Here is an 18,527-nt window from a genome sequence, read left to right as displayed (position 1 = left end):
CCTGATACAACGTCGGGAGAGGCCATAATGTTGCGCGTGCCTACCAGTCGGTGAGAACGGCCAGCAGTCCACGCGGAAGCCCCGTCGAGCCGGGTCAGGGAGCGCTGTCGACGCGTTCGGTCGCGACGACGACCTCGCAGTCCGCGGCGTCGGCGACGCGGCGGCCGACGCCACCGAGGTGGTTGTCGTGGTCGCCGTGTTCGCCGACGAAGACGAGGTCCGCGCTGACTTCGCGCGCGTACTCGAGGATGACGTCCACGGGAACGCCGTGCTTCACTGCGGTCTCGACGGCGACGCCGCGGTCCTGTGCGGTCTCCGCGACGTCGTCGACGAACCGGTGCCCGCGGTCCTCTGCTTCGATGGTCGACAGCTCGCCGGTACTCAGTCCGGGTTCGGCGTGCACTCGACGGTCGACGACGCAGAGACAGTGGAGGGTGGCGTTGCGCGCGTTCGCTTCTTCGAGTGCGCGGTCGGCGGCGTGCTGCCCGTGCTCGCTCCCGTCGACGGCTAGCAGAACTGTGGACATACCGCCACGTAGGACACTCGCGGACCTAACTGTAACCGACGGTTCGAGTGCACAACGTACCACTACCGCACCGTATTGTTGACCTATCACGATCGCACCGAGTTGTTGACCGATACGTCCGTTCGCTCCTGCGACCGCGTTCGCGACGCTCCGCGGAAGCGCGGAAGTTCGTCGATTTTGCTCCCAGTGGCCTCGTCGACGCGGTTGGTTCCCTCGACGAACCGGCTGGTCGCCGGATGTTCCGAGGCGGCGGTCAGGGCGACAGCGCAGTCGAGTTCCGTACTGGGTCGACGCGGTTCGTCGCCGCGTCGTACTCCACGACACCGGCGTCGTCGAGCCGCGGCAGGTGGTTGTGGTGGAGGACGATCTCGAACTCTCGTCGATGGGCGTCCACGTCGACGGTCGTCGGTGCGGTCGCCAGGACGACCTCGTCGGCGAGTTCCGACAGGTGTATCGGGGTCGTTCTGTCCGCGAGCACCCCGATGACTGCCCGTCGGTCCGAGTCAGAGAGCAGGTAGTGCCGTTCGTCGGGGCCGAGATGTCCGAGGAACGTACCGTTCAGGGCACGGTCACGCGACCATCTGTATGTGTTGTCGGTCATTGTCGTTCAGGCGGGTCGACTCCCCCCATAACCGAGTATTACTACCAGCGTTGCTAAGTCTCGCCTAGAACATTGTAGGGTGTTCGTCGGGCGGTGGTGGGAGAGTGTCGCAAGTTCGTGGTGAGCGTTGCGTACTGGTCGCTGACCAGGTGGTTTCCAGTTGTCCACGGACAGCGGCCTCCGCCGGCGGAGTGTTGAAGTGGGTTCGGGGCGTGACAGGGGGTATGGCGTCCATCACGCCGGCGCTCGCTGAGACGCTCTCGGTCCTCGAGGGGGCTGGGGAACCGCTTTCGACGACCGAGGTCAGTGACGAGCTCGGGGTGGGACGACGAAGCACGTACGACCGACTGGATAGGTTGAGCGATGCCGGGCACGTACGGACGAAGTCAGTCGGGGCAAGCGCCCGAATCTGGTGGACGTCGCGCGCAACGGGGGAGAAGTCGATAGCGACGGGTGTGGACGATACCGCTGCGAGTGCCTCCGCCGGCGATACCGCTGCGAGTGCCTCCGCCGGCGATACGGGGTCGGCGTCGGCCGAGTCGGGGTCGCCGGTTCCCGGTCCGTCGGTCGAAGCGGCGCTGGACGACGCGTCAGTGGGGGTGGTGACGTTCGACCGGGACGGACGCGTCGGGTTCGCGTCCGCGACGTTCCGAGCGCATCTCGGGTTCGAGGACGAGCCGACGCGCGAGCGCCTCGAACGTGTCGCGCTCGTTAGCGAGGGGAACGAACGCGTTCCGGACCCAGTCACAGACGTCTGGACGGAGGTCCGGGACGGACCGCGTCGCGTCCGCGTCGAGGACGAGGGCCGGTGGCTGGCGGTCAGCGTCCGCCCGACCGCGCCGGACAGCCTGGTCGTGACGACCCGGGACGTCACGCGACAGGCCGACTGGGAGTCCGAACTCGCGAACGCGTACGCGGCCGCCGAGGAAGAACTCGCCGCGTTCCGGTCGCGAGCCGTCGACGGGTTCGCGACCGTGGACGCGTCGGGGTACGTCGTGGACGTCGGCGACAGGTTCGCGCGAATCGTCTGCGACGTCGAGGACGAGGAGACCGTGCTCCTCGACCAGCACGTCGACACCGCGTTCGCCGCGACGCCCGACGCGAAGCGCGCTGTGATGGAGTGTCTCGACACCGGAACGGCGGTGAGCGTCGAGGACGCGACCGGGTTCGACGACAGACGGTTCGACCTCGAAGCCGTCCCCATCGACCACGGGGTCGCCGTCCACCTCCGCGACGTCACGGACCGCGTGGTTCGCGAGCGCGAGCTCCGTCGGTACGCGAGCCTCGTCGACGCCCTCGGCGAACCGGTCTACGAGCTCGACGAGTTCGGCGAGTTCACGTTCGTGAACGATGCGGCCGTGGAAGCGTCCGGGTACTCTCGGTCGGAACTCCTCGGGTCGCACGTCTCCATCGGGATGAGTGACGACGCGGTCGCGACCGTCGCCCAGCAGCTCGTCGACGTCCTGGACGCGGACGAACCCAGGCGATTACGCGCCGAGTACGAGGTCCAGCCGAAGGACGGCGAACCGTATCCCGTCGAGAACCGACTCGCGGTGCTCACGGACGACGACGGCCGGATGACCGGGACCGCCGGCGTCGTCCGCGACATCTCCGACCGCTGGGAGCGCGAACGCGAACTCGAGACGTACGAACGCATCGTCGAAACCGTCGAGGACGGCATCTACGTGCTCGACAGCGAGAACCGGTTCACGTTCGTGAACGACGCGTTCGCGTCCCTGGTCGATGCACCCGTGGACGACATCGTCGGTGCGGCGGCCCGAGAGGTGCTCGACGACGCGTTCGTCGAGAAAGCCGAGCGTGCGCTCGCGTCGACCGACGACGGCGACCGGGATGCGGGTCGGTTCCAGGGGACGGTCCGTGCGACGACCGACGAGACGTTCGTCGCCGACGTCCAGGTGTCCGCGTTCGGGTTCGAGGACGGCTGCGGTCGCGTCGGGGTGCTCCGCGACGTCACCGAGCGCGTGAACCGCGAACGGAAGATCGAGAGCCAGCGTGCGCGACTCGAGGCGTTGAACGAGATGAACGCGCTCGTTCGAGACGTCGCGTCCGCGGCCGTCGAGGGGTCGACGCGCGAGGACATCGAGGCGCTCGTCTGCGAGGAGCTCGCCGCTTCGTCGTCGTACTCGTTCGCGTGGATCGGTGGCGTCGAGTCGTACGACGGCACGGTCACGCTCCGGACCGAGGCGGGCGTGGACGGGTACCTGTCCGGGGTGACGATTACGACTGACCCGGCGGACCCGCGGAGTCACGGCCCGGTCGGGCGTGCGTTCCGGGAGCGCGCGGTGCAAGTCGTTCGGGACGCGTCGACCGACGCGCAGTTCGAGCCGTGGCGCGAGCTCGTCGACCGCCACGGGTTCGGGTCCGCGGCAGCGATACCGATCACGTACGAGGACGCGCTCTACGGGGTGTTGAGCGTGCACGCGGACCGCGAGAACGCGTTCACGGGCGAGGAGCGCGCGGTCGTCGAACGGATCGGCGAGTTCGTCGGGCACGCTATCGCTGCGGTGGAGCGCAAGCGCGCGTTGACCAGCGAGGAGGTCGTGGAGCTCGAGTACCGGGTCGAGGGCATCTACGACGAGTTCGCGGTGGACGTCGACCCGGGCGGTCGGATCGCGTTCGAGGAGACGGTTCGAGTGAACGACGACGAACTCCTCGTCTACGGGACGGTGACCGACGATGCGCGGGACGCGCTCGAGGGACTCGTGGACGCGTTCGAGGGGTGGCGGTCGGTGACGATCGTCGACTCGGCGGGCGGCGACGGCGAGTCGCGGTTCGAGTTGCGGACCGGGAACTCGCCGGTGTACATGCAAGCGATGGGGAGCGGTGGGTACATCGAGCGGGCGACGATCGAGGACGGCGAGTCCCGTATCGTCATGCACGTGCCGCCGGAGACGGACGTGCGGGCGGTGACGACCGCGGTCGTCGAGGCGTATCCGGGGGCGGAGCTCGTCTCGAAGCGCCAGTTCTCGCGGCCGATGGAGTCGATGACCGCGTTGCAGCGACAGGTCGAGGAGCTGTTGACCGAACGCCAGCTTGCGGTCCTCGAGGCGGCGTTCTACGGGGGGTTCTTCGAGTGGCCGCGGTCGGTGAGCGGGAAGGAGGTGGCGTCGTCGCTCGGCGTTGCGCCCCCGACGTTCAGCCAGCACATCCGGAAGGCGGAGCGGAAGGTATTCGCACTCCTCCTGGAGAGCGACGGTCGGGTCGACGACGTCGGCGCTCCCGAGTGAGCGCTGCGCCGACGCGATTCGTTTCGTCTGGCCGACAATCTTCCGGCGTCGGTCGTCGCCGGACGGGGTGAGTAGTACGGTCCTTCCGGCTGATCCGGGGCTTGGGATGTTTTCACAGGGAGACCTTACGCTTGCACTTGCTGACGTATGGAACCACTTACTAACGGTGTCGTACGCCAATGGTTACCTATGGTGGAACGACTGACTGAAGACGAGATGCGTCGAATCCAAGCATTCGCTGCGACACCCGCGTACGCGCGCAAGCCCGAGCAGCTCCTCCCGGAAGGCGCCGAACCAGATTCGACGGACGAGGCCGAGGAGAACGAGAAACGTCTCGCGAGCGCGTTCCCGAACGGCGGCCGTCATCGCCGCCCCCGCTGACGCGACTCCCGCTGACTCCCCGGCCTTCTTTCCTCACCCACGTGCCCCCTCTGTGACGTCCATCGACGCCGTATCGAGCGGTCGTTGCCCGTCCCGAAATCCACGCTTCTCGACGAGATAGTTCACCGCGGGCCCCTCGCCGCAGCCCGTCCCACCCCAGGGGCGGAGCGAGAACACCTGTTCAGCGCGTGCGTCCGAATGACGGGCCCATGACCGGGTTCGAGCGGACCGCTGGCGATTGACTGATCGAGAGATGGAATCCCGGAACGCCGGGCTTCGTCGAGCGACTGGCGAGACGTCGTCGCGCACGGAGGGCGTCCTTCGGTCGAGTGACTACTGGACGTGAGACGTCGCCGAGGAAGAGGGACGGGGTCGGTCGCGTACGATCACTCTGCGAGGTTCTGTGACTGCATCTCCTTCCAGATGCGCTCGCCTTTCTCGGTGATCCCGTAGACGCGACCCTTCCGCCGGTTCTCGGGGACGAGGAGCTCGACGAGATCGCGCTCGCCGAGTTCACGGAGTGCACGCGAGACGTGCGTGATCGCGATGTCCTCGTCGTTCGCGATCTGCGAGGGCGTCGCAGGACCCTGATTGAGGCGCCGGAGGACGGTCACGCGGTAGTTCGAGCTGATGACGAACCCGATCGCGTTCCACTCGTCGCTCATCCTACCAACCTCGTAGTGCTCGAATAACAATGCCACAGCACCGAGTGGGTCAAGCTGTACCATGGACGACCTTCGTTCCACTCCGGGACAGCAGGACGGAACGTGCGCGAACTGCGGCCGGCACGTCTCGGCGAGCTACGTGCGGGTCTTCGGCGATAATACCGGGACCCTGCATCGGTGCTCGACGTGCTCGACGGTGAGCGACGTGATGGACGGCCGTGGAAGCGGCCTGGATAGTTAACTGCGCTGTCGACCTGTTTCTGTAACTTCGGTTGATTTTTCATGAGTTGTCCTCGACGGAGGCATCTTCGACGATCGGTCGGCCGCGGTCACGGTCCACGTAGTGCGCCGCCGACAGGACGGCGAACGCGAGGACGACGATGACACCGGCGACCGCTTCGGGCAATACGTCCAGGAGCGGTACGCCCACGGCAACGCCCGCATAGAACGCCGCAGAGACGGCCGCGAGAATCGCGTAGTACCGATGCCAGGGTCGTTCGTCGTCGGACTCGGGCATGTACCGCTCGATCTCGCTCGCTCGGTCCGAGAGCTCGATGAGCCCCGACTCCGAGTCGTACTCGATGAGGTTCGTGGACACGAGCTTCGGAACGTGCGTCTGGTAGACCGAGACGTACACGCGTTTGGATTGCTTGTCGGTGAGTTCCTCGACCGGCGTGTCGTTCTCCCACGCTGCGATCTCGTTCGCGAGATCCATGAGGTCGACCGGGCCGTCGTGCTCGTGGAGGTACGATAGCATGAACCGTCGTCTCGAGTTACTGAGTATCTCGAAGACGGTGTCTTGCGTTAACTCACCTCCTTCGGATTCTGACATCGGTTTTGGATTCACCGGGAGTTGTTCTGCATGCGATTACCTCCTACCACGACGGTTGGACCCTTTGTTAAGTTCCGAATAGTCGAGGTAGGACGCTGGTACTTCAGGGCGGTCGGTACGCACCGCGTCGACGGCCCGGAATCGAGCGCCGTGAGTCCCTCGCCTGCCAGTGGCAGGCTGACCGAACTCCCCCCCGTTCGCGTCGATGTGCGTTTAAGAGCGCGGCTGTTCGGCGTGGGGTGGGTCGTCGAGCGCCCGAACCGGCTCGTGAGCCGATCGTCCACGGTCGATCCGTCCCGGGCGGCGCCGATGGGTGCAGCCGGACGCGGGTGTCGGTATCGTCGTCGGTCACGCACCAGGGGCGGGTCGAGGCCGCCGGTTCTGGCGGGGTCCTGGACGTCGGTCGTCTGTGACTCTCGTCGCGGTATCGCAGCGACGGGGCGAGCCGGTGGCCTCGCGTGTCGTCTCGCCTCGAACCGCCTGACGGCGTTCACTGGCGACCACCACTGGCGTTGTCGAGCTGGTGGCTCGAGGCGGCGTCGTCGGGGTTCGTTCGTCGTGTCGGTGTCTCGTACATGGTTGTCTCTGAGCCACGTCGCGCAACTCTGACGCGGTCGATACCCTGTAGGTGGCGGAGAATGCGTTTAGTTATGCGTCAGTTTGAGTGTAACAGCACGGAATTATTCCGAGTAGAAGACGTGTAACCGTTCGATACGGGCCGTTCAGCGTCTTCGGACGGCGTTCAGGCTACGTGGTCGCGATAGCCGATGACTGCAGCGGCGAGAACGCCACCGAGAAGGACGAAACCGCCGATGGCGATGCCAGTCCCGCCGGCAAGTGCGGCGAAGAGGTACGCGACCACACCAGCCACCGAGAGTATGGCGAACGGCGTCCCGAAGCGAATCGTTTCGTCCTCACTGGATTCAGCTTCGATGTCGAGGTACGGGCGGAGCTGGTCGGCGTTGGGGCCGACCTCGATGGTGCCGCGGTCCTTGTCGAACTCGATGACGCCGGCGTCGGCCATCTTCGGGAGGTGGCACTGGTAGAGCGCGACGTACACGCGCTTTCGTTGCTGCGAGGACAGCGCGTTCACCGGCATGTCGTTCTCGATCGCGGCGACGTGTTCGGCGAGGTCACCGATCCGGATGACGTCGTCGTCGGTGACGGCGAGGTACCCGAGGACTCGTTGCCGGCGTTCGTTCCGGAGGATGTCGAAGACCCGCTCCAGTGGCAGTTCGGCGTCGTCTCCGCCGAGGCCCACCAGCGGTTCGTCGAGTCCCGCTGGAGCGTCGTCCTCACTCGTCCCCCGCCCGCCTGGCTCGACCCCTGAGTCGGTGTTATTGTCGTATGTATCGTTCATGCTCCCCCGCGGTTCGAGTCGGCGAGCGAGGCACCGTATCGGACGTGCTCGCTCTCCCCCGTTGTGCTCGACGGCCCCATACGTCCCCGACGTCGGTGATTAGTTCAGATACTCTCTCGAATTATATAAGATTTTTGTAGCGACCGTGGTAGTACCTCCATATGTCTATTACCCATTTCCAAAGGTATCTGAAGTTACAACGGCTCTGACTTTCGATGGCACGAGACCACAGGACGGGCCTCAGGCGCTTTCGTACTCGGAGTTCGGGGTGACGACGATACGACCGATGTTCGAGACGAACACCTCGCAGTCCTCGAACTCGAAGGAGAGCGAGAGCTCGTGGGCTGGTTCCTGCGCGGAGAACAGTTGTTCGATCGCGTCGCAGTCGACCCATTCCCCGAGCGGTGGTACCTCCGTGACGCTCTGGTCGGTCGCTTCGGCGACGGCGGTCGCCATGCGTGCGGTGATCGACTCCGCCGTCCGCGGGTCGAACTCGACGATCTGTTTGCTCGGTTGCTCGGCGGCGGTGTTCGATTGTAAGTTAGCTTCTGTCATTATTCGTAGTTTTGGACGGCCGTCGACGAGTGCCCCCGCAGCGCCACTGGCCGTCCATTCTTCTCAGATGCCTGCACACCCAGGTATAAATATTCACCGCATCCGAAGTAAAGAAACGTCGATATGGTTTCAACGAGTTTCCCTAGTCTGCGATACGATGTGCTGAATCGGTTCGAATCTGGTATGTTCGCGTCGTGACCTCCCCTACGGTGACCCGTGAACGCCTCGAGGGCCGTCGCCGGTGCGATCGCTGACGACGACTGCCACGTGGAGTGAGCGACAGCGGGAAAACGAAAATACGGGGACTGCTCCCCGTCGAACGTCGAGTGAAACGTCGTCCGTGTGGGGGTGGATGGGGGTCGACTGACTGAGTCCGGGGTGGCAGATGGACGTGGTGGGGGTTCGTCCGTGGAGCGACGTTTCGTCGCCACCCATGAGTCCCTATGCCAGGGCGTACCTTTGTTATATAGCTATTTCGAGAAGCACCAATCGAGTAAGTATTGCAATTTCGACGCCGTGGGACGGATAGGAGCGATGATTCGGGTCGAAGCGATTTCGGTCCGGGCGACCGGTCTATCGAGCAGTTCGGCCGCCACCACGACGACTTCGGGGAAGGCGACTCGAGGTTACTGCAGTGACCAGTCGGTCGAACGACAACAGTAGCAGTCGTTCGAGCGGGCCCGGTCGTTCAATCTGCTGCCAGGGTTCGGCCGACGAGCGACGCGAGTCCGTCGGAGAGCGAGATCGTCGCTTCGAACCCGAGCTCGTCGCGAGCCGTCGTGGTATCGGCGCAACTGTCCTGGATGTCCGCGGGCCGCGGGTCGTCGTGGACGACCGGAACGGATTCCGGCGCCAGGTCGCTGACGAGGCGCGCGAGCTCCACGACACTCGTCGTGGTTCCAGTGCCGACGTTGAACGCGTTGCCGGTCGCCGGCGTCGTTGCGGCGGCCACGAGCGCGCGGACCACGTCGATGACGTGGACGAAGTCACGGGTTTGGCTGCCGTCACCGTGGACGACGAGCGCGTCGCCTGCGCGTGCTCGCGCGATGAACGATGGAACGACGCCATCGCGTTGACCAGGGCCGTAGACGTTGAAGAAGCGGAGTGCGACGGCGTCGCAGTCGTACCAGTCCGCGTACCCGCGGACGTACTGGTCGGCGGCGAGCTTCGAGATGCCGTACGGGCTCCGCGGGGTCGTCGGTTCTGTCTCCGAGATTGGGAGTTGACTGGGGCGGCCGTAGACCGCGGCGCTCGATGCGAGGACGAGGCGTGCATCCTGCGCGGCGGCTCGTTCGAGCAGGTACGCGGTCGCGGTCGTGTTGACGTCCAGGGTCTCCGTCGGTGCGTCGAGCGTCGCTGGAACCGAGGGGATGGCGGCGAGGTGGAAGACGTAGTCGACGGCGTCGGTGAGTTCGTCGACGAGCGCGCGGTCGGTGACGGTGCCGACGGTGAGCGTGGCGTCGTCGTGGACGCTGCGCTCGTTGCCCGTCGAGCAGTCGTCGAGGACGTGGACGTCCGCGTGCGGGGCGAGCAGGTCGACGAGGTGGCTGCCGATGAAGCCGGCGCCGCCGGTAACGAGGATCCGTGCTCCCCGGAGCGGCGAGTCCGCGTCGAGCGTCGGTGTGTCGTGCGTCATTGGGAGTGTGGACGGCGGAATAGTGGTTTGTTATGGGCGTGCTTCTCTCGTCGAAGGGGTGGTTGGTGACGCGGCTGTGATTCCCGACGCCGGTCGTGGTCGTCGCTGACGGGGAGAACGTGGTCCGGGTTCCGTCGCGCGCTTTCGAGCGGTCGACGTCGGGAAGTAACGACCATGTACGACCGCATGGCGATTCCCATAGGAAATTACCATCCGGGTGGCGGTGGCTGCCGTTGGTTCGTGTTTCTTGGTAACACGGCGTTAGGAAGAACCGTCGGCTTCCGACCACCGAACACCACCGAACCACCACGTCGCGCACGCTTCTGGTAACTAACTCGGCAATACTGTTAATGCCAGTAGGACGGTGTTTCCCACCATGCCTGGAAGATGGGTGTTCCAGACGAACCAGAACAGACCGGTTTCTGGGTGGACCGGAACCAAACTGAAACGCGATACTGTCCTCGGTGGTGAGGACGCGTGAACGAATCGGCAACCGAGACCTGGGAACGAGTCTCCTCGAACCCAGATCCCGAAGACGACCTCGGGTACGACCTACAGGCCCTGAGCATCATCACGGTCGGCGACCGCAACGAACAGTGCATGGTCATGCCCAGCGACGCCGACCACCTGGAGAACGACGAGTTCCTCGTCGCCGACCCCGAGCTGGTCTGCGACCTCCACGAGCGCCGCTAGCCAGCGACCGACGATACTTCTGATTACGGCCCAGACGCTACGGGAGTACTTACCAGTAGGCTCAGTAAACCGTCGGTAGGACCATCGAGCCACGATTTTTGCCGACAGGTATGTTACCAATACGGATGGATAGAACCGGTCTAACAAAGACATCATAGCGGGTATAACGCTACTGTCGCGGAACGGAAGCCGCCTACCCGTCGACACTGGAGGGGAATCGACCACGTACCGGGCACAGCAGTCGCCGACGACTGCGCTCGGTATTGGCTGAGACCACCTGCACGATGCCGAGGGTCCCCGCGTTCACGCGCGGTGATCCGTCAACACGTGCGACCGCACCCGCTCTGGCGCCTCGAACTACAGGGGCGTTCGACGAAGTGGGGAGCGGATCCGTCAAACGGAGAGAGACAGACCAATGCAATACAACAAATCGGCCACCATGATAGACGCAGGTTCGACCGGACCTGGGGGGAACGAACGGAGTGCCGATGTCGACTGAATCACAATCGACCAACGTCACCGAGGAGGAGACGTCGGTCACCGAACAGGTGAACGCGAGCGAGCGACTGGAGACCGAGGCGCTCGCCGAGCCCGAGACGGAACTGGAACTCGACCAGGTGTTCGAGATACTGAAGAACCAGCGGCGTCGCTACGTCCTCCAGTACCTGAACGAGGTCGACGATACCGTCTCGATGAGCGACCTCGCGGAGGAGATCGCTGCGCTGGAGAACGGGAAAGAGGTCAGTCAGCTCTCCTCGAGCGAACGCAAGCGCGTGTACGTCGGGCTCTACCAGTGCCACCTCCCGAAGATGGATAGCATGGGCGTCGTCTCGTTCAACAAGCCACGTGGACTCATCGAACGCGGCCCGAACGCGGCGGTGTTCGACGAGTACCTCGAATCCGAGCCCGAGGACGACGGTCCGGCATGGCACCGCATCCACGCGATCACCGCGGGCGCGAGCGCCGTCACGCTCCTCGTCGCGTTGCTCGTGCAGCCGTTCGTCGCCGCACCGCTCGTCGTGCTCGCGGGACTGCTCATCGTCGCCGCGAACGTCGGGTGTTCGGCCGCGCACTACCAGTGGGTGCGAGCGAACGGCGACGAGGACGACGACGGCGTCGGCGTCGCGATCGGCGAGACGTCGTCGGCCTGAATCGGGACCACGAACGTTCGGGCGTCGACCGAGGCGATTTCTGCGAGAGACCGATTGACAATCACTGCATCCTTGTACACGTCCACTGGTCGACGAGTCACGAATCCCGGCTCCCGTCGGCGTTCTTCGTACCGCTATCGGTCCGCGTTCGCGTGCAGGGACCCGACGGGTCCGCCCGGAATCGACTGCGGGGTCGCCCGGCAGTGCGGTCCTGTCGCGCACGAAGGCCGCGCATAACAAAACCGATATCACGACTACCGACTGCCAGAGCGGGGTGGCGTCGGACCCAGCCCCGTGGAGATACATCATGCACGCACGGACAGTACGCAGTACCGGTATCGTCGTCGAACAGCGGGAGGTGTCGCGATGACGGTCGCGGAGCTCGGCGAGAACGTCGTCGTCGAGCCTGGCGCGACCGTCGGCTACGAGTACGCGGAGAACGTCGGCCCGGCCGTCGTCCTCGGGGACGCGAAGATCCGGAAGGGAACGATCGTGTACGCCGACACGGAACTCGGTCGCGGCCTCCAGACGGGACACAACGCGCTCATCCGCGAGCGCTGCATCATCGGCGAGAACGTCCTCGTCGGCACGAACACGGTCCTCGACGGCCTCCTGACCGTCGGGAACGACGTGAGCATCCAGACTGGCGTGTACGTGCCGCCGGAGACGAGCATCGGGGACGACGTGTTCCTCGGGCCGAACGTCGTGATGACGAACGACCCGTACCCGCTCCGGCAGGACGTCCAACTGAAGGGGCCGACCATCGAGGACGGCGTGTCCGTGGGCGCGAACGCGACCATCCTCCCCGGCGTCACCGTCGGGAAGAACGCGTTCGTGGCCGCTGGCGCGGTCGTCACCGAGGACGTCCCGCCGAACACGCTCGCGGTCGGTGTTCCCGCGCAACACCGGCCGCTCCCGAAGGAACTCGCGGCGGAGAACGTCGTGGCATGATCCCGGTTGCGAACCCCGTGTTCGGCGACGCGGAGAAGGAGGCGGTACTCGCGGTGCTGGACTCCGGGATGGTCGCTGACGGTCCCGAGGTCCGGCGGTTCGAGGAGGAGTTCGCGGCGTACTGCGGCGCGAACCACGCGGTCGCGACGTCGAACGGGACGACCGCGCTCGTCGCCGCACTCGTCGGTCTGGGAATCGGTGAGGGCGACGTGGTCGTGACGACGCCGTTCTCGTTCGTCGCGAGCGCGAACGCCATCCGGCTCGTCGGCGCGGAACCGGTGTTCGCGGACGTCGACCCGCGGACGTACAACCTCGACCCCGAGAAGGCGCGTGCCGCGGTCCGCGAGCACGACGCCGACGCCATCCTCGCCGTGCACCTGTACGGGCTTCCCGCTGACGTCGCCGCGCTCCGCGAGATCGCCGACGAGGAGGACGTCCTCCTGCTGGAGGACGCCGCCCAGGCGCACGGTGCGCGCTACGACGGCCAGCACGTCGGGACGTTCGGGGACGCCGCCGCGTTCTCGTTCTACCCGACGAAGAACATGACGACGGGCGAAGGCGGGATGGTCGTCACGAACCGCGAGGACGTCGCCGAGCGCGCGGCGAGCTACGTGAACCACGGTCGCGGCCCCGAGGGCGGGTACTCCCATCGCGACCTCGGGTCGAACCACCGCATGACGAGCATCGGCGCGGCCATCGGGCGCGTCCAACTCGAGCGACTCCCGGAGTGGATCGAGGCGCGACGCGAGAACGCAGCCGCGTTGACCGACGCGCTCTCGTCCGTCCATGGCGTCATGGCGCCCGTGGAACCCGACGGGAGCGAGCACGCGTACCACCAGTACACCGTGCGCTGCACGGACCGGGACGCGGTCGCCGCGCACCTCGAGGACGCGGGCGTCGGCAGCGGCGTGTACTATCCGACGATAATCCCCGAGCTGGAAGCGTACGACGGCTACGACGCGGACGTCCCGGTCGCTCGCGCGGCGAGCGAACAGGTGCTCTCGCTCCCCGTCCACCCCGGCCTCTCACCCGAGGACGTCGACCGGGTGGTGAACGCGCTCCGGTCCGTGGACGTCGAGGCGCGATAGCCCGGATGTGGCCGTGGGAGCACGCCGCCGTCGGCTACGTGTGCTACTCGGCCGCCACCAGACTCCTCGCGGGCGACCCGCCCGAAGGCGACCCCGTGCTCTTCCTCGCCGTCGGCACCCAGTTCCCCGACCTCGTCGACAAACCGCTCTCGTGGGGGCTCGGCGTGTTCCCCACCGGGTACGCCGCCGGTCACTCCGTCCTCGTTCTCCTCGCACTAACAGTTCTCGCGCTCGCCGCCCTCCGCGACGACGGCCGCCAACGGAACGCGGTCCCGTTCCTCGTCGGCGCGTGGACGCACGTCGCCGGCGACGTCGTCTCGCCGCTCAGAGCCGGTGAACCACTCGGCGTCGACCGCGTCCTCTGGCCGGTCGTCGAACGAGAACCGTACCCCGACGATCTCGGCGTCGAACGCGGCCTCGTCTACCTCCGGGAGTACCTCGCCGACCTCGGGACCGCGGACGTCAGCACGGGTCTCGTCCTCGGAATCGCACTCGGGATGGCGTCGGTCGTGCTCTGGCTCGTCGACGGCGCACCGGGCGTTCGAACGGTCGCCACGAGAGTCGAGGCGGTCGCTCGCCAGCTCCGGAGGCGCTGACCCGGATTCGAACGTCGAACTCGGGTACGGTCCCCTTCCTCCACGAGACCGGTCGCGTCGAGAGGTATGCTCGTACTGTCCCGGGCACCCCGCGCGAGTACAAGCCGGTTACCGTTCGCAGCGAGCGCCTGCTGAAGGCGAGAAACCGGCCGCCGGAGCGCCGAACCGAGTATGCGATTCATTACTAATCCCGTCCTGACCCTCCCCGAAGGTAACATGGGAGAAACCTCGAAGCAACTGCAACGAACCGTCGACTTCACGTACGAGTGGTACGGCGAGTTCCTCGACGACGTGAAGGCGGCGGGTTACACCTTCCGGTCGTTCCACGACGACCTGGCGGCGGGCGACGTCGTCCTCAGGCACGACGTGGACCTCTCGGTCGACGACGCGCTGACGATGGCTCGCCTGGAAGCCGACCGGGACGTCACGGCGACCTACTTCGTTCTCCTCTCCTCGGTGCTCTACAACCCGCTCCGGGGGGAGACGCGCGACGCCCTCCGCGAGATACAGTCGCTCGGGCACGAGGTCGCGCTGCACTTCAGCACGCACGAGTACTGGCCCACGGACTCCCCGCCCGCCGACGAGGAGCTCGAGGCGCGCGTCGCCGAGGAACTCGCCATCCTCGAGACGGTCACCGGCGACGACCGCCGGCTCGTCTCCTTCCACAAGCCCCCGCAGTGGACGTTCGCGAGGACCTACGACGGGTTCGCGTCGACGTACGAGGCGCGGTTCTTCGAGGACGTCCAGTACGTTGCGGACTCCCGCCAGCGCTGGCGCGACGACCCGCCAGCGGTCGAGGACTTCGAGGACACCGTCCAGATACTCACGCACCCCGGGCTCTGGAGCGACGCGGACGGGACGTTCGACGAACGCATCGAGCAGGCAGTGACTGCAGCGTGCCAGACCGCGGGACAGACCGCTGGCCGCGAGTTCCTGGGTGGTTGGTGATGTACCGAGACATGACCATCGCCGTCGTCGTCCCGGCGTACAACGAGGAAGGGTTCGTCGGCCGCGTCATCGAGGATCTCCCGGCGTTCGTCGACCGCGCGTACGTCATCGACGACGGGTCGACCGACGACACGTGGGCGGAGATCACGGAGTACGCGGCACGGAAGAACGCCGCGCACGACGGCCGCTACGAGGACCTCGTCGTCCCCATCCAGCACGAGGAGAACCGCGGCGTCGGGGGCGCCATCAAGACCGGGTACCAGCGCGCGCTCGCGGAAGGCGTGGAGGCGACCGCGGTCCTCGGCGGCGACGACCAGATGGATCCCCGCGAACTCGAGAAGTACCTCGACCCCATCGCTGACGGCGTCGCCGGGTACACGAAGGGGAACCGGTTCGTGCGCGCCGGCGACTGGGCGCACATGCCGCGGTTCCGGCTCGTCGGGAACGTCGTCCTCTCGCTCCTGACGAAGGTCGCGAGCGGCTACTGGGGGTCGATGGACTCCCAGAACGGCTACACCGCTATCTCGCTCGACGCCCTGGAGCGCACGGACATCGACGGGATGTACGAGTACTACGGGTACTGTAACAACCTGCTCGCGCGCCTGAACGCCGCCGACGTCGTGGTGGCGGACGTCCGCCGGCAGACCGAGTACGCGTACCAGGACGGCTGGAAGAGCCACATCGACTACAAGGAGTACGTCCCGCGCGTCTCGAAGATGCTCTTCGAGACGTTCCTGTGGCGGATCAACCGCAAGTACCTCGTGAAGAGCTACGACCCGCTCGCGCCGCTGTACGGCGTCGGGATGGCGTCGATGGCCGCGGGCGTCCTCGGGTACCTGAACTCGGTCGTCCGGAAGGACGGCGAGGACGCGGGGTCGTGGTTCCTCGCGACGCTCGTCGGGGCGCTCGCGTTCCTCTACGCGACGCTCCGCGACCTCGAGGACAACGAGGACCTGAACGTCGTCATCGACCCCGAGGCAGACGCGGCCCGCGAACGCGCCGAGGACGGCCTGGCGACCGAATCCCCGCGCGCCGCCGCCGACGGCGGCGAACCGGTGAGCGATGCGGGCGACGGCGACGAGCTAGCTGCCGACGCGAGCGACGACACCGCGGGTGAGACCCGATGACCGGGCGTCGCGACGTCACCGTCCTGATGACCGGCGCGGGCGCACCCGGCGCGTCCGGTATCGTCCGGAGTCTCCGCGCCGCACCCGACCGCGACGTCCGCATCGTCGGCGTGGACGTGAACCCGGACGCGTACGGGTTCGCGCTCGTCGACGAGCACGCCGTCGTCCCGAGAGGCGACGACCCCGAGTACGTCGACCGCATGATCGAACTCGCCGCCGAGGTGGACGCGGACGTCGTCCTCCCGCTCTGCACCGCGGAACTCCAGCCGCTCGCGGAGAACCGCGAGCGCTTCGACGCGACCGTGATGGTGTCCGCGCCCGACCGGCTCGCGGTCGCGAACGACAAGGCCGGCCTCTACGGGTTCCTCGCCGACGAGGGATTCGCGTCCGCGCCCGAGTTCCACCGCACCGAGACGCGCGAGGAGTTCCTCGACGCCGTCGAGGCGCTCGGCTACCCGGACCGGCCGGTGTGCTTCAAGCCGCCTGTCGGGAGCGGGAGTCGCGGGTTCCGCGTCCTCGACGAGGGCGCGAACGACCTGGACGCGTTCCTGAACGAGAAACCGGACGCGGCGACGACGACCCTCGACGACGTCCTCCCCATCCTCGACGCCGGGGACGCGTTCCCCGAGCTCGTCGTGATGGAGTACCTCCCGGGCGAGGAGTACAGCGTCGACGTCCTCGCGACCGGCGACGACGTCCACACCGTCGTCCCGCGCTCGCGAGCCCGCACTCGCGCCGGCATCAGCTTCGAGGGCGTCGTCGAACAGCGCGAGGACCTCATCGAGGAAGCGGCGGGCATCTGTCGCGGCCTCGGCCTGGAGTACAACGTGAACGTCCAGTTCAAGGAGAACCCCGATGGCGTGATGAAGGTCATCGAGATCAACCCGCGCGTCGCCGGCACCATCATCATGTGCGTCGGCGCCGGCGCGAACCTGCCCTACATGGCCGTCCAGCACGCGCTCGGCGAGCACGTGCCCGAACCCGACGTCGCGTGGGGCACCAGGATGGTCCGCTACTGGGACGAGGTGTTCACAGCGCCCGACGGCAGCACGTACCACGTGCATCCCGACGCGTTCGACCGGGAGCGAACCGACCGACTCGACCCCACTCCCAGCCCGTGACCCGAACCGACCGACTCCAGCCCACTCCCAACCCATGACCCAGACCGCCGTCTGCTTCGACCTCGACGACACGCTCTACGATTACCACGAGTACGCCAGGGCCGGCCTCGCGGCCGCCGCCGACCTCGTGCATCGTCGCTCCGGGAAGCGCGTGCACGGCGACCTCCTGTCCGCGTACTTCGACCCGAACGTCGACGCGGGCACGTTCGACGTCCTCCTCGAGTCGTACGACCTCCCGAGCCTCACCGTCGACGACCTCGTCGACGCCTTCCACGACGGCGCACACGCCCCCCTGGACCCGTACCCGGAGACCGAGCGCGTCCTCGACGCGCTCGGCACCGAGCACGCGCTCGGCCTCATCACGGACGGCCGCGGCGGCCAGTCGAAACTCGACCGACTCGGCATCCGCGACCACTTCGATAGCGTCCTCGTCACGCACGACCACGGGCGCTCCAAGCACGAACGCGGCGTCTTCGAGGAGTTCCTCGCCGACCTCGACGTCCACCCCACCAGAGCGACGTACGTCGGCGACGACCCGCGCGTCGACTTCCGCGCCCCCAACGAACTCGGGATGACCACCGTCCGCCTCCGCCGCGGCCGCTACGTCGACCTCGAACCCGAGGACGACGCCGCCGCCCCCGACTACGAGATCGCCACCCTTGACGGCCTCCTGTCGGCCATCCCCACCATGCACGTCGAACGCGGCGTCGTCGAGTAAAGACCGGCTTTCGCCGCCGGTCTCCAATCCATCCAGTCCACCCCGGTCTTGGAAGAGCCTCATTCTCACACGCCAGCGGTCACTGACGAATCGGCGCACGTTCTCAGGCTCCCGAAATCCTCGACGAACGCTGCGAGTACGACGAGCGCGGCGACGATTGTGATAGCGAGCAAGCCGAACTGCCGTCGGTCGTGTCCATCGTCGCGATCGGGTCCCGGTTCACACCGAACCCCGAATATAATCTAGAGAAAGGAGAACACCGTTCAATGCGATTGTGCTTACGATCGCAAGGCTTTCACGGGGTAGAACATTTGGATTTGAGGTCTTTGC

19 protein-coding genes are annotated in these 18,527 nt (G+C 66.4%); 12 read left to right on the top strand and 7 right to left on the bottom strand.

Features of this window, described 5'->3' with window-relative positions:
- Positions 1–94: 94 nt before the first annotated feature.
- Both VYJ16_RS17100 and VYJ16_RS17095 read right to left on the bottom strand, forming a co-directional pair.
- Positions 95–526, bottom strand: a complete 432-nt coding sequence (locus tag VYJ16_RS17100) for a universal stress protein (RefSeq protein ID WP_336351525.1) — start codon at positions 524–526, stop codon at positions 95–97.
- 253 nt (positions 527–779) lie between these two features.
- Positions 780–1,127, bottom strand: a complete 348-nt coding sequence (locus tag VYJ16_RS17095; protein ID WP_336351524.1) for a DUF7344 domain-containing protein — start codon at positions 1,125–1,127, stop codon at positions 780–782.
- Between the two features lie 224 nt (positions 1,128–1,351).
- On the opposite strand from VYJ16_RS17095, the gene VYJ16_RS17090 reads away from it, so the two are divergent.
- Both VYJ16_RS17090 and VYJ16_RS17085 read left to right on the top strand, forming a co-directional pair.
- Positions 1,352–4,375, top strand: a complete 3,024-nt coding sequence (locus VYJ16_RS17090; protein ID WP_336351523.1) for a bacterio-opsin activator domain-containing protein — start codon at positions 1,352–1,354, stop codon at positions 4,373–4,375.
- 189 nt (positions 4,376–4,564) lie between these two features.
- Positions 4,565–4,756: a hypothetical protein gene (locus VYJ16_RS17085; protein WP_336351522.1), complete on the top strand. Its 192-nt coding sequence runs from the start codon at positions 4,565–4,567 to the stop codon at positions 4,754–4,756.
- 386 nt (positions 4,757–5,142) lie between these two features.
- Here the strand turns inward: VYJ16_RS17085 and VYJ16_RS17080 are convergent, their stop codons facing one another.
- A complete protein-coding gene (locus VYJ16_RS17080) occupies positions 5,143–5,421 on the bottom strand; it encodes a helix-turn-helix domain-containing protein (protein WP_227133077.1) in 279 nt (92 codons plus the stop codon).
- Positions 5,422–5,482: 61 nt separating this feature from the next.
- On the opposite strand from VYJ16_RS17080, the gene VYJ16_RS17075 reads away from it, so the two are divergent.
- Positions 5,483–5,662, top strand: coding sequence for a DUF7563 family protein (locus VYJ16_RS17075; RefSeq protein WP_227133076.1), 180 nt, complete (start codon positions 5,483–5,485; stop codon positions 5,660–5,662).
- A gap of 39 nt (positions 5,663–5,701) precedes the next feature.
- On the opposite strand, the gene VYJ16_RS17070 is transcribed toward VYJ16_RS17075, so the two are convergent.
- From VYJ16_RS17070 to VYJ16_RS17055, 4 genes are all read right to left on the bottom strand, one after another.
- Positions 5,702–6,253, bottom strand: a complete 552-nt coding sequence (locus VYJ16_RS17070; RefSeq protein ID WP_418934298.1) for a DUF7344 domain-containing protein — start codon at positions 6,251–6,253, stop codon at positions 5,702–5,704.
- Positions 6,254–6,995: 742 nt separating this feature from the next.
- Entirely contained in the window at positions 6,996–7,613 is a 618-nt protein-coding gene (locus VYJ16_RS17065) for a DUF7344 domain-containing protein (protein WP_336351520.1), read from the bottom strand.
- Positions 7,614–7,853: 240 nt separating this feature from the next.
- The gene (locus VYJ16_RS17060) at positions 7,854–8,168 is read right to left on the bottom strand and encodes a HalOD1 output domain-containing protein (RefSeq protein WP_336351519.1); all 315 of its coding nucleotides are present in this window, start codon (positions 8,166–8,168) and stop codon (positions 7,854–7,856) included.
- Positions 8,169–8,856: 688 nt separating this feature from the next.
- Positions 8,857–9,804, bottom strand: a complete 948-nt coding sequence (locus tag VYJ16_RS17055; protein ID WP_336351518.1) for an NAD-dependent epimerase/dehydratase family protein — start codon at positions 9,802–9,804, stop codon at positions 8,857–8,859.
- Positions 9,805–10,281: 477 nt separating this feature from the next.
- Here VYJ16_RS17055 and VYJ16_RS17050 point away from each other — a divergent pair, with 477 nt between their 5' ends.
- The 9 genes from VYJ16_RS17050 (at position 10,282) to VYJ16_RS17010 (ending at position 18,197) form a co-directional block, all read left to right on the top strand.
- Positions 10,282–10,497, top strand: coding sequence for a hypothetical protein (locus VYJ16_RS17050; protein WP_336351517.1), 216 nt, complete (start codon positions 10,282–10,284; stop codon positions 10,495–10,497).
- 488 nt (positions 10,498–10,985) lie between these two features.
- Complete coding sequence (locus tag VYJ16_RS17045) at positions 10,986–11,648, top strand: DUF7344 domain-containing protein (RefSeq protein WP_336351516.1); 663 nt, start codon at positions 10,986–10,988, stop codon at positions 11,646–11,648.
- A 366-nt stretch (positions 11,649–12,014) separates the two neighbouring features.
- Entirely contained in the window at positions 12,015–12,599 is a 585-nt protein-coding gene (locus VYJ16_RS17040; RefSeq protein WP_336351515.1) for an acyltransferase, read from the top strand.
- A complete protein-coding gene (locus VYJ16_RS17035) occupies positions 12,596–13,687 on the top strand; it encodes a DegT/DnrJ/EryC1/StrS family aminotransferase (protein WP_336351514.1) in 1,092 nt (363 codons plus the stop codon). Before VYJ16_RS17040 ends, VYJ16_RS17035 begins: the two co-directional genes overlap by 4 nt.
- 5 nt (positions 13,688–13,692) lie before the next feature.
- Positions 13,693–14,283, top strand: a complete 591-nt coding sequence (locus VYJ16_RS17030; protein ID WP_336351513.1) for a metal-dependent hydrolase — start codon at positions 13,693–13,695, stop codon at positions 14,281–14,283.
- Positions 14,284–14,499: 216 nt separating this feature from the next.
- Positions 14,500–15,231 (top strand): polysaccharide deacetylase family protein, encoded by a 732-nt coding sequence (locus tag VYJ16_RS17025; RefSeq protein WP_336351512.1) that lies wholly within the window; start codon positions 14,500–14,502, stop codon positions 15,229–15,231.
- A complete protein-coding gene (locus VYJ16_RS17020) occupies positions 15,231–16,358 on the top strand; it encodes a glycosyltransferase family 2 protein (RefSeq protein WP_336351511.1) in 1,128 nt (375 codons plus the stop codon). Before VYJ16_RS17025 ends, VYJ16_RS17020 begins: the two co-directional genes overlap by 1 nt.
- Positions 16,355–17,479 carry an ATP-grasp domain-containing protein gene (locus VYJ16_RS17015; protein ID WP_336351510.1) on the top strand — a complete coding sequence of 375 codons (1,125 nt, stop codon included), beginning with the start codon at positions 16,355–16,357 and terminating at the stop codon, positions 17,477–17,479. Before VYJ16_RS17020 ends, VYJ16_RS17015 begins: the two co-directional genes overlap by 4 nt.
- A gap of 34 nt (positions 17,480–17,513) precedes the next feature.
- Entirely contained in the window at positions 17,514–18,197 is a 684-nt protein-coding gene (locus VYJ16_RS17010) for an HAD family hydrolase (RefSeq protein ID WP_336351509.1), read from the top strand.
- The last annotated feature ends 330 nt before the right edge of the window (positions 18,198–18,527 follow it).

Source organism: Halorubellus litoreus, from assembly GCF_037081675.1.
GTDB lineage: Archaea > Halobacteriota > Halobacteria > Halobacteriales > Natrialbaceae > Halorubellus > Halorubellus litoreus.
This window is presented reverse-complemented; position numbering and strand designations above follow the sequence as displayed.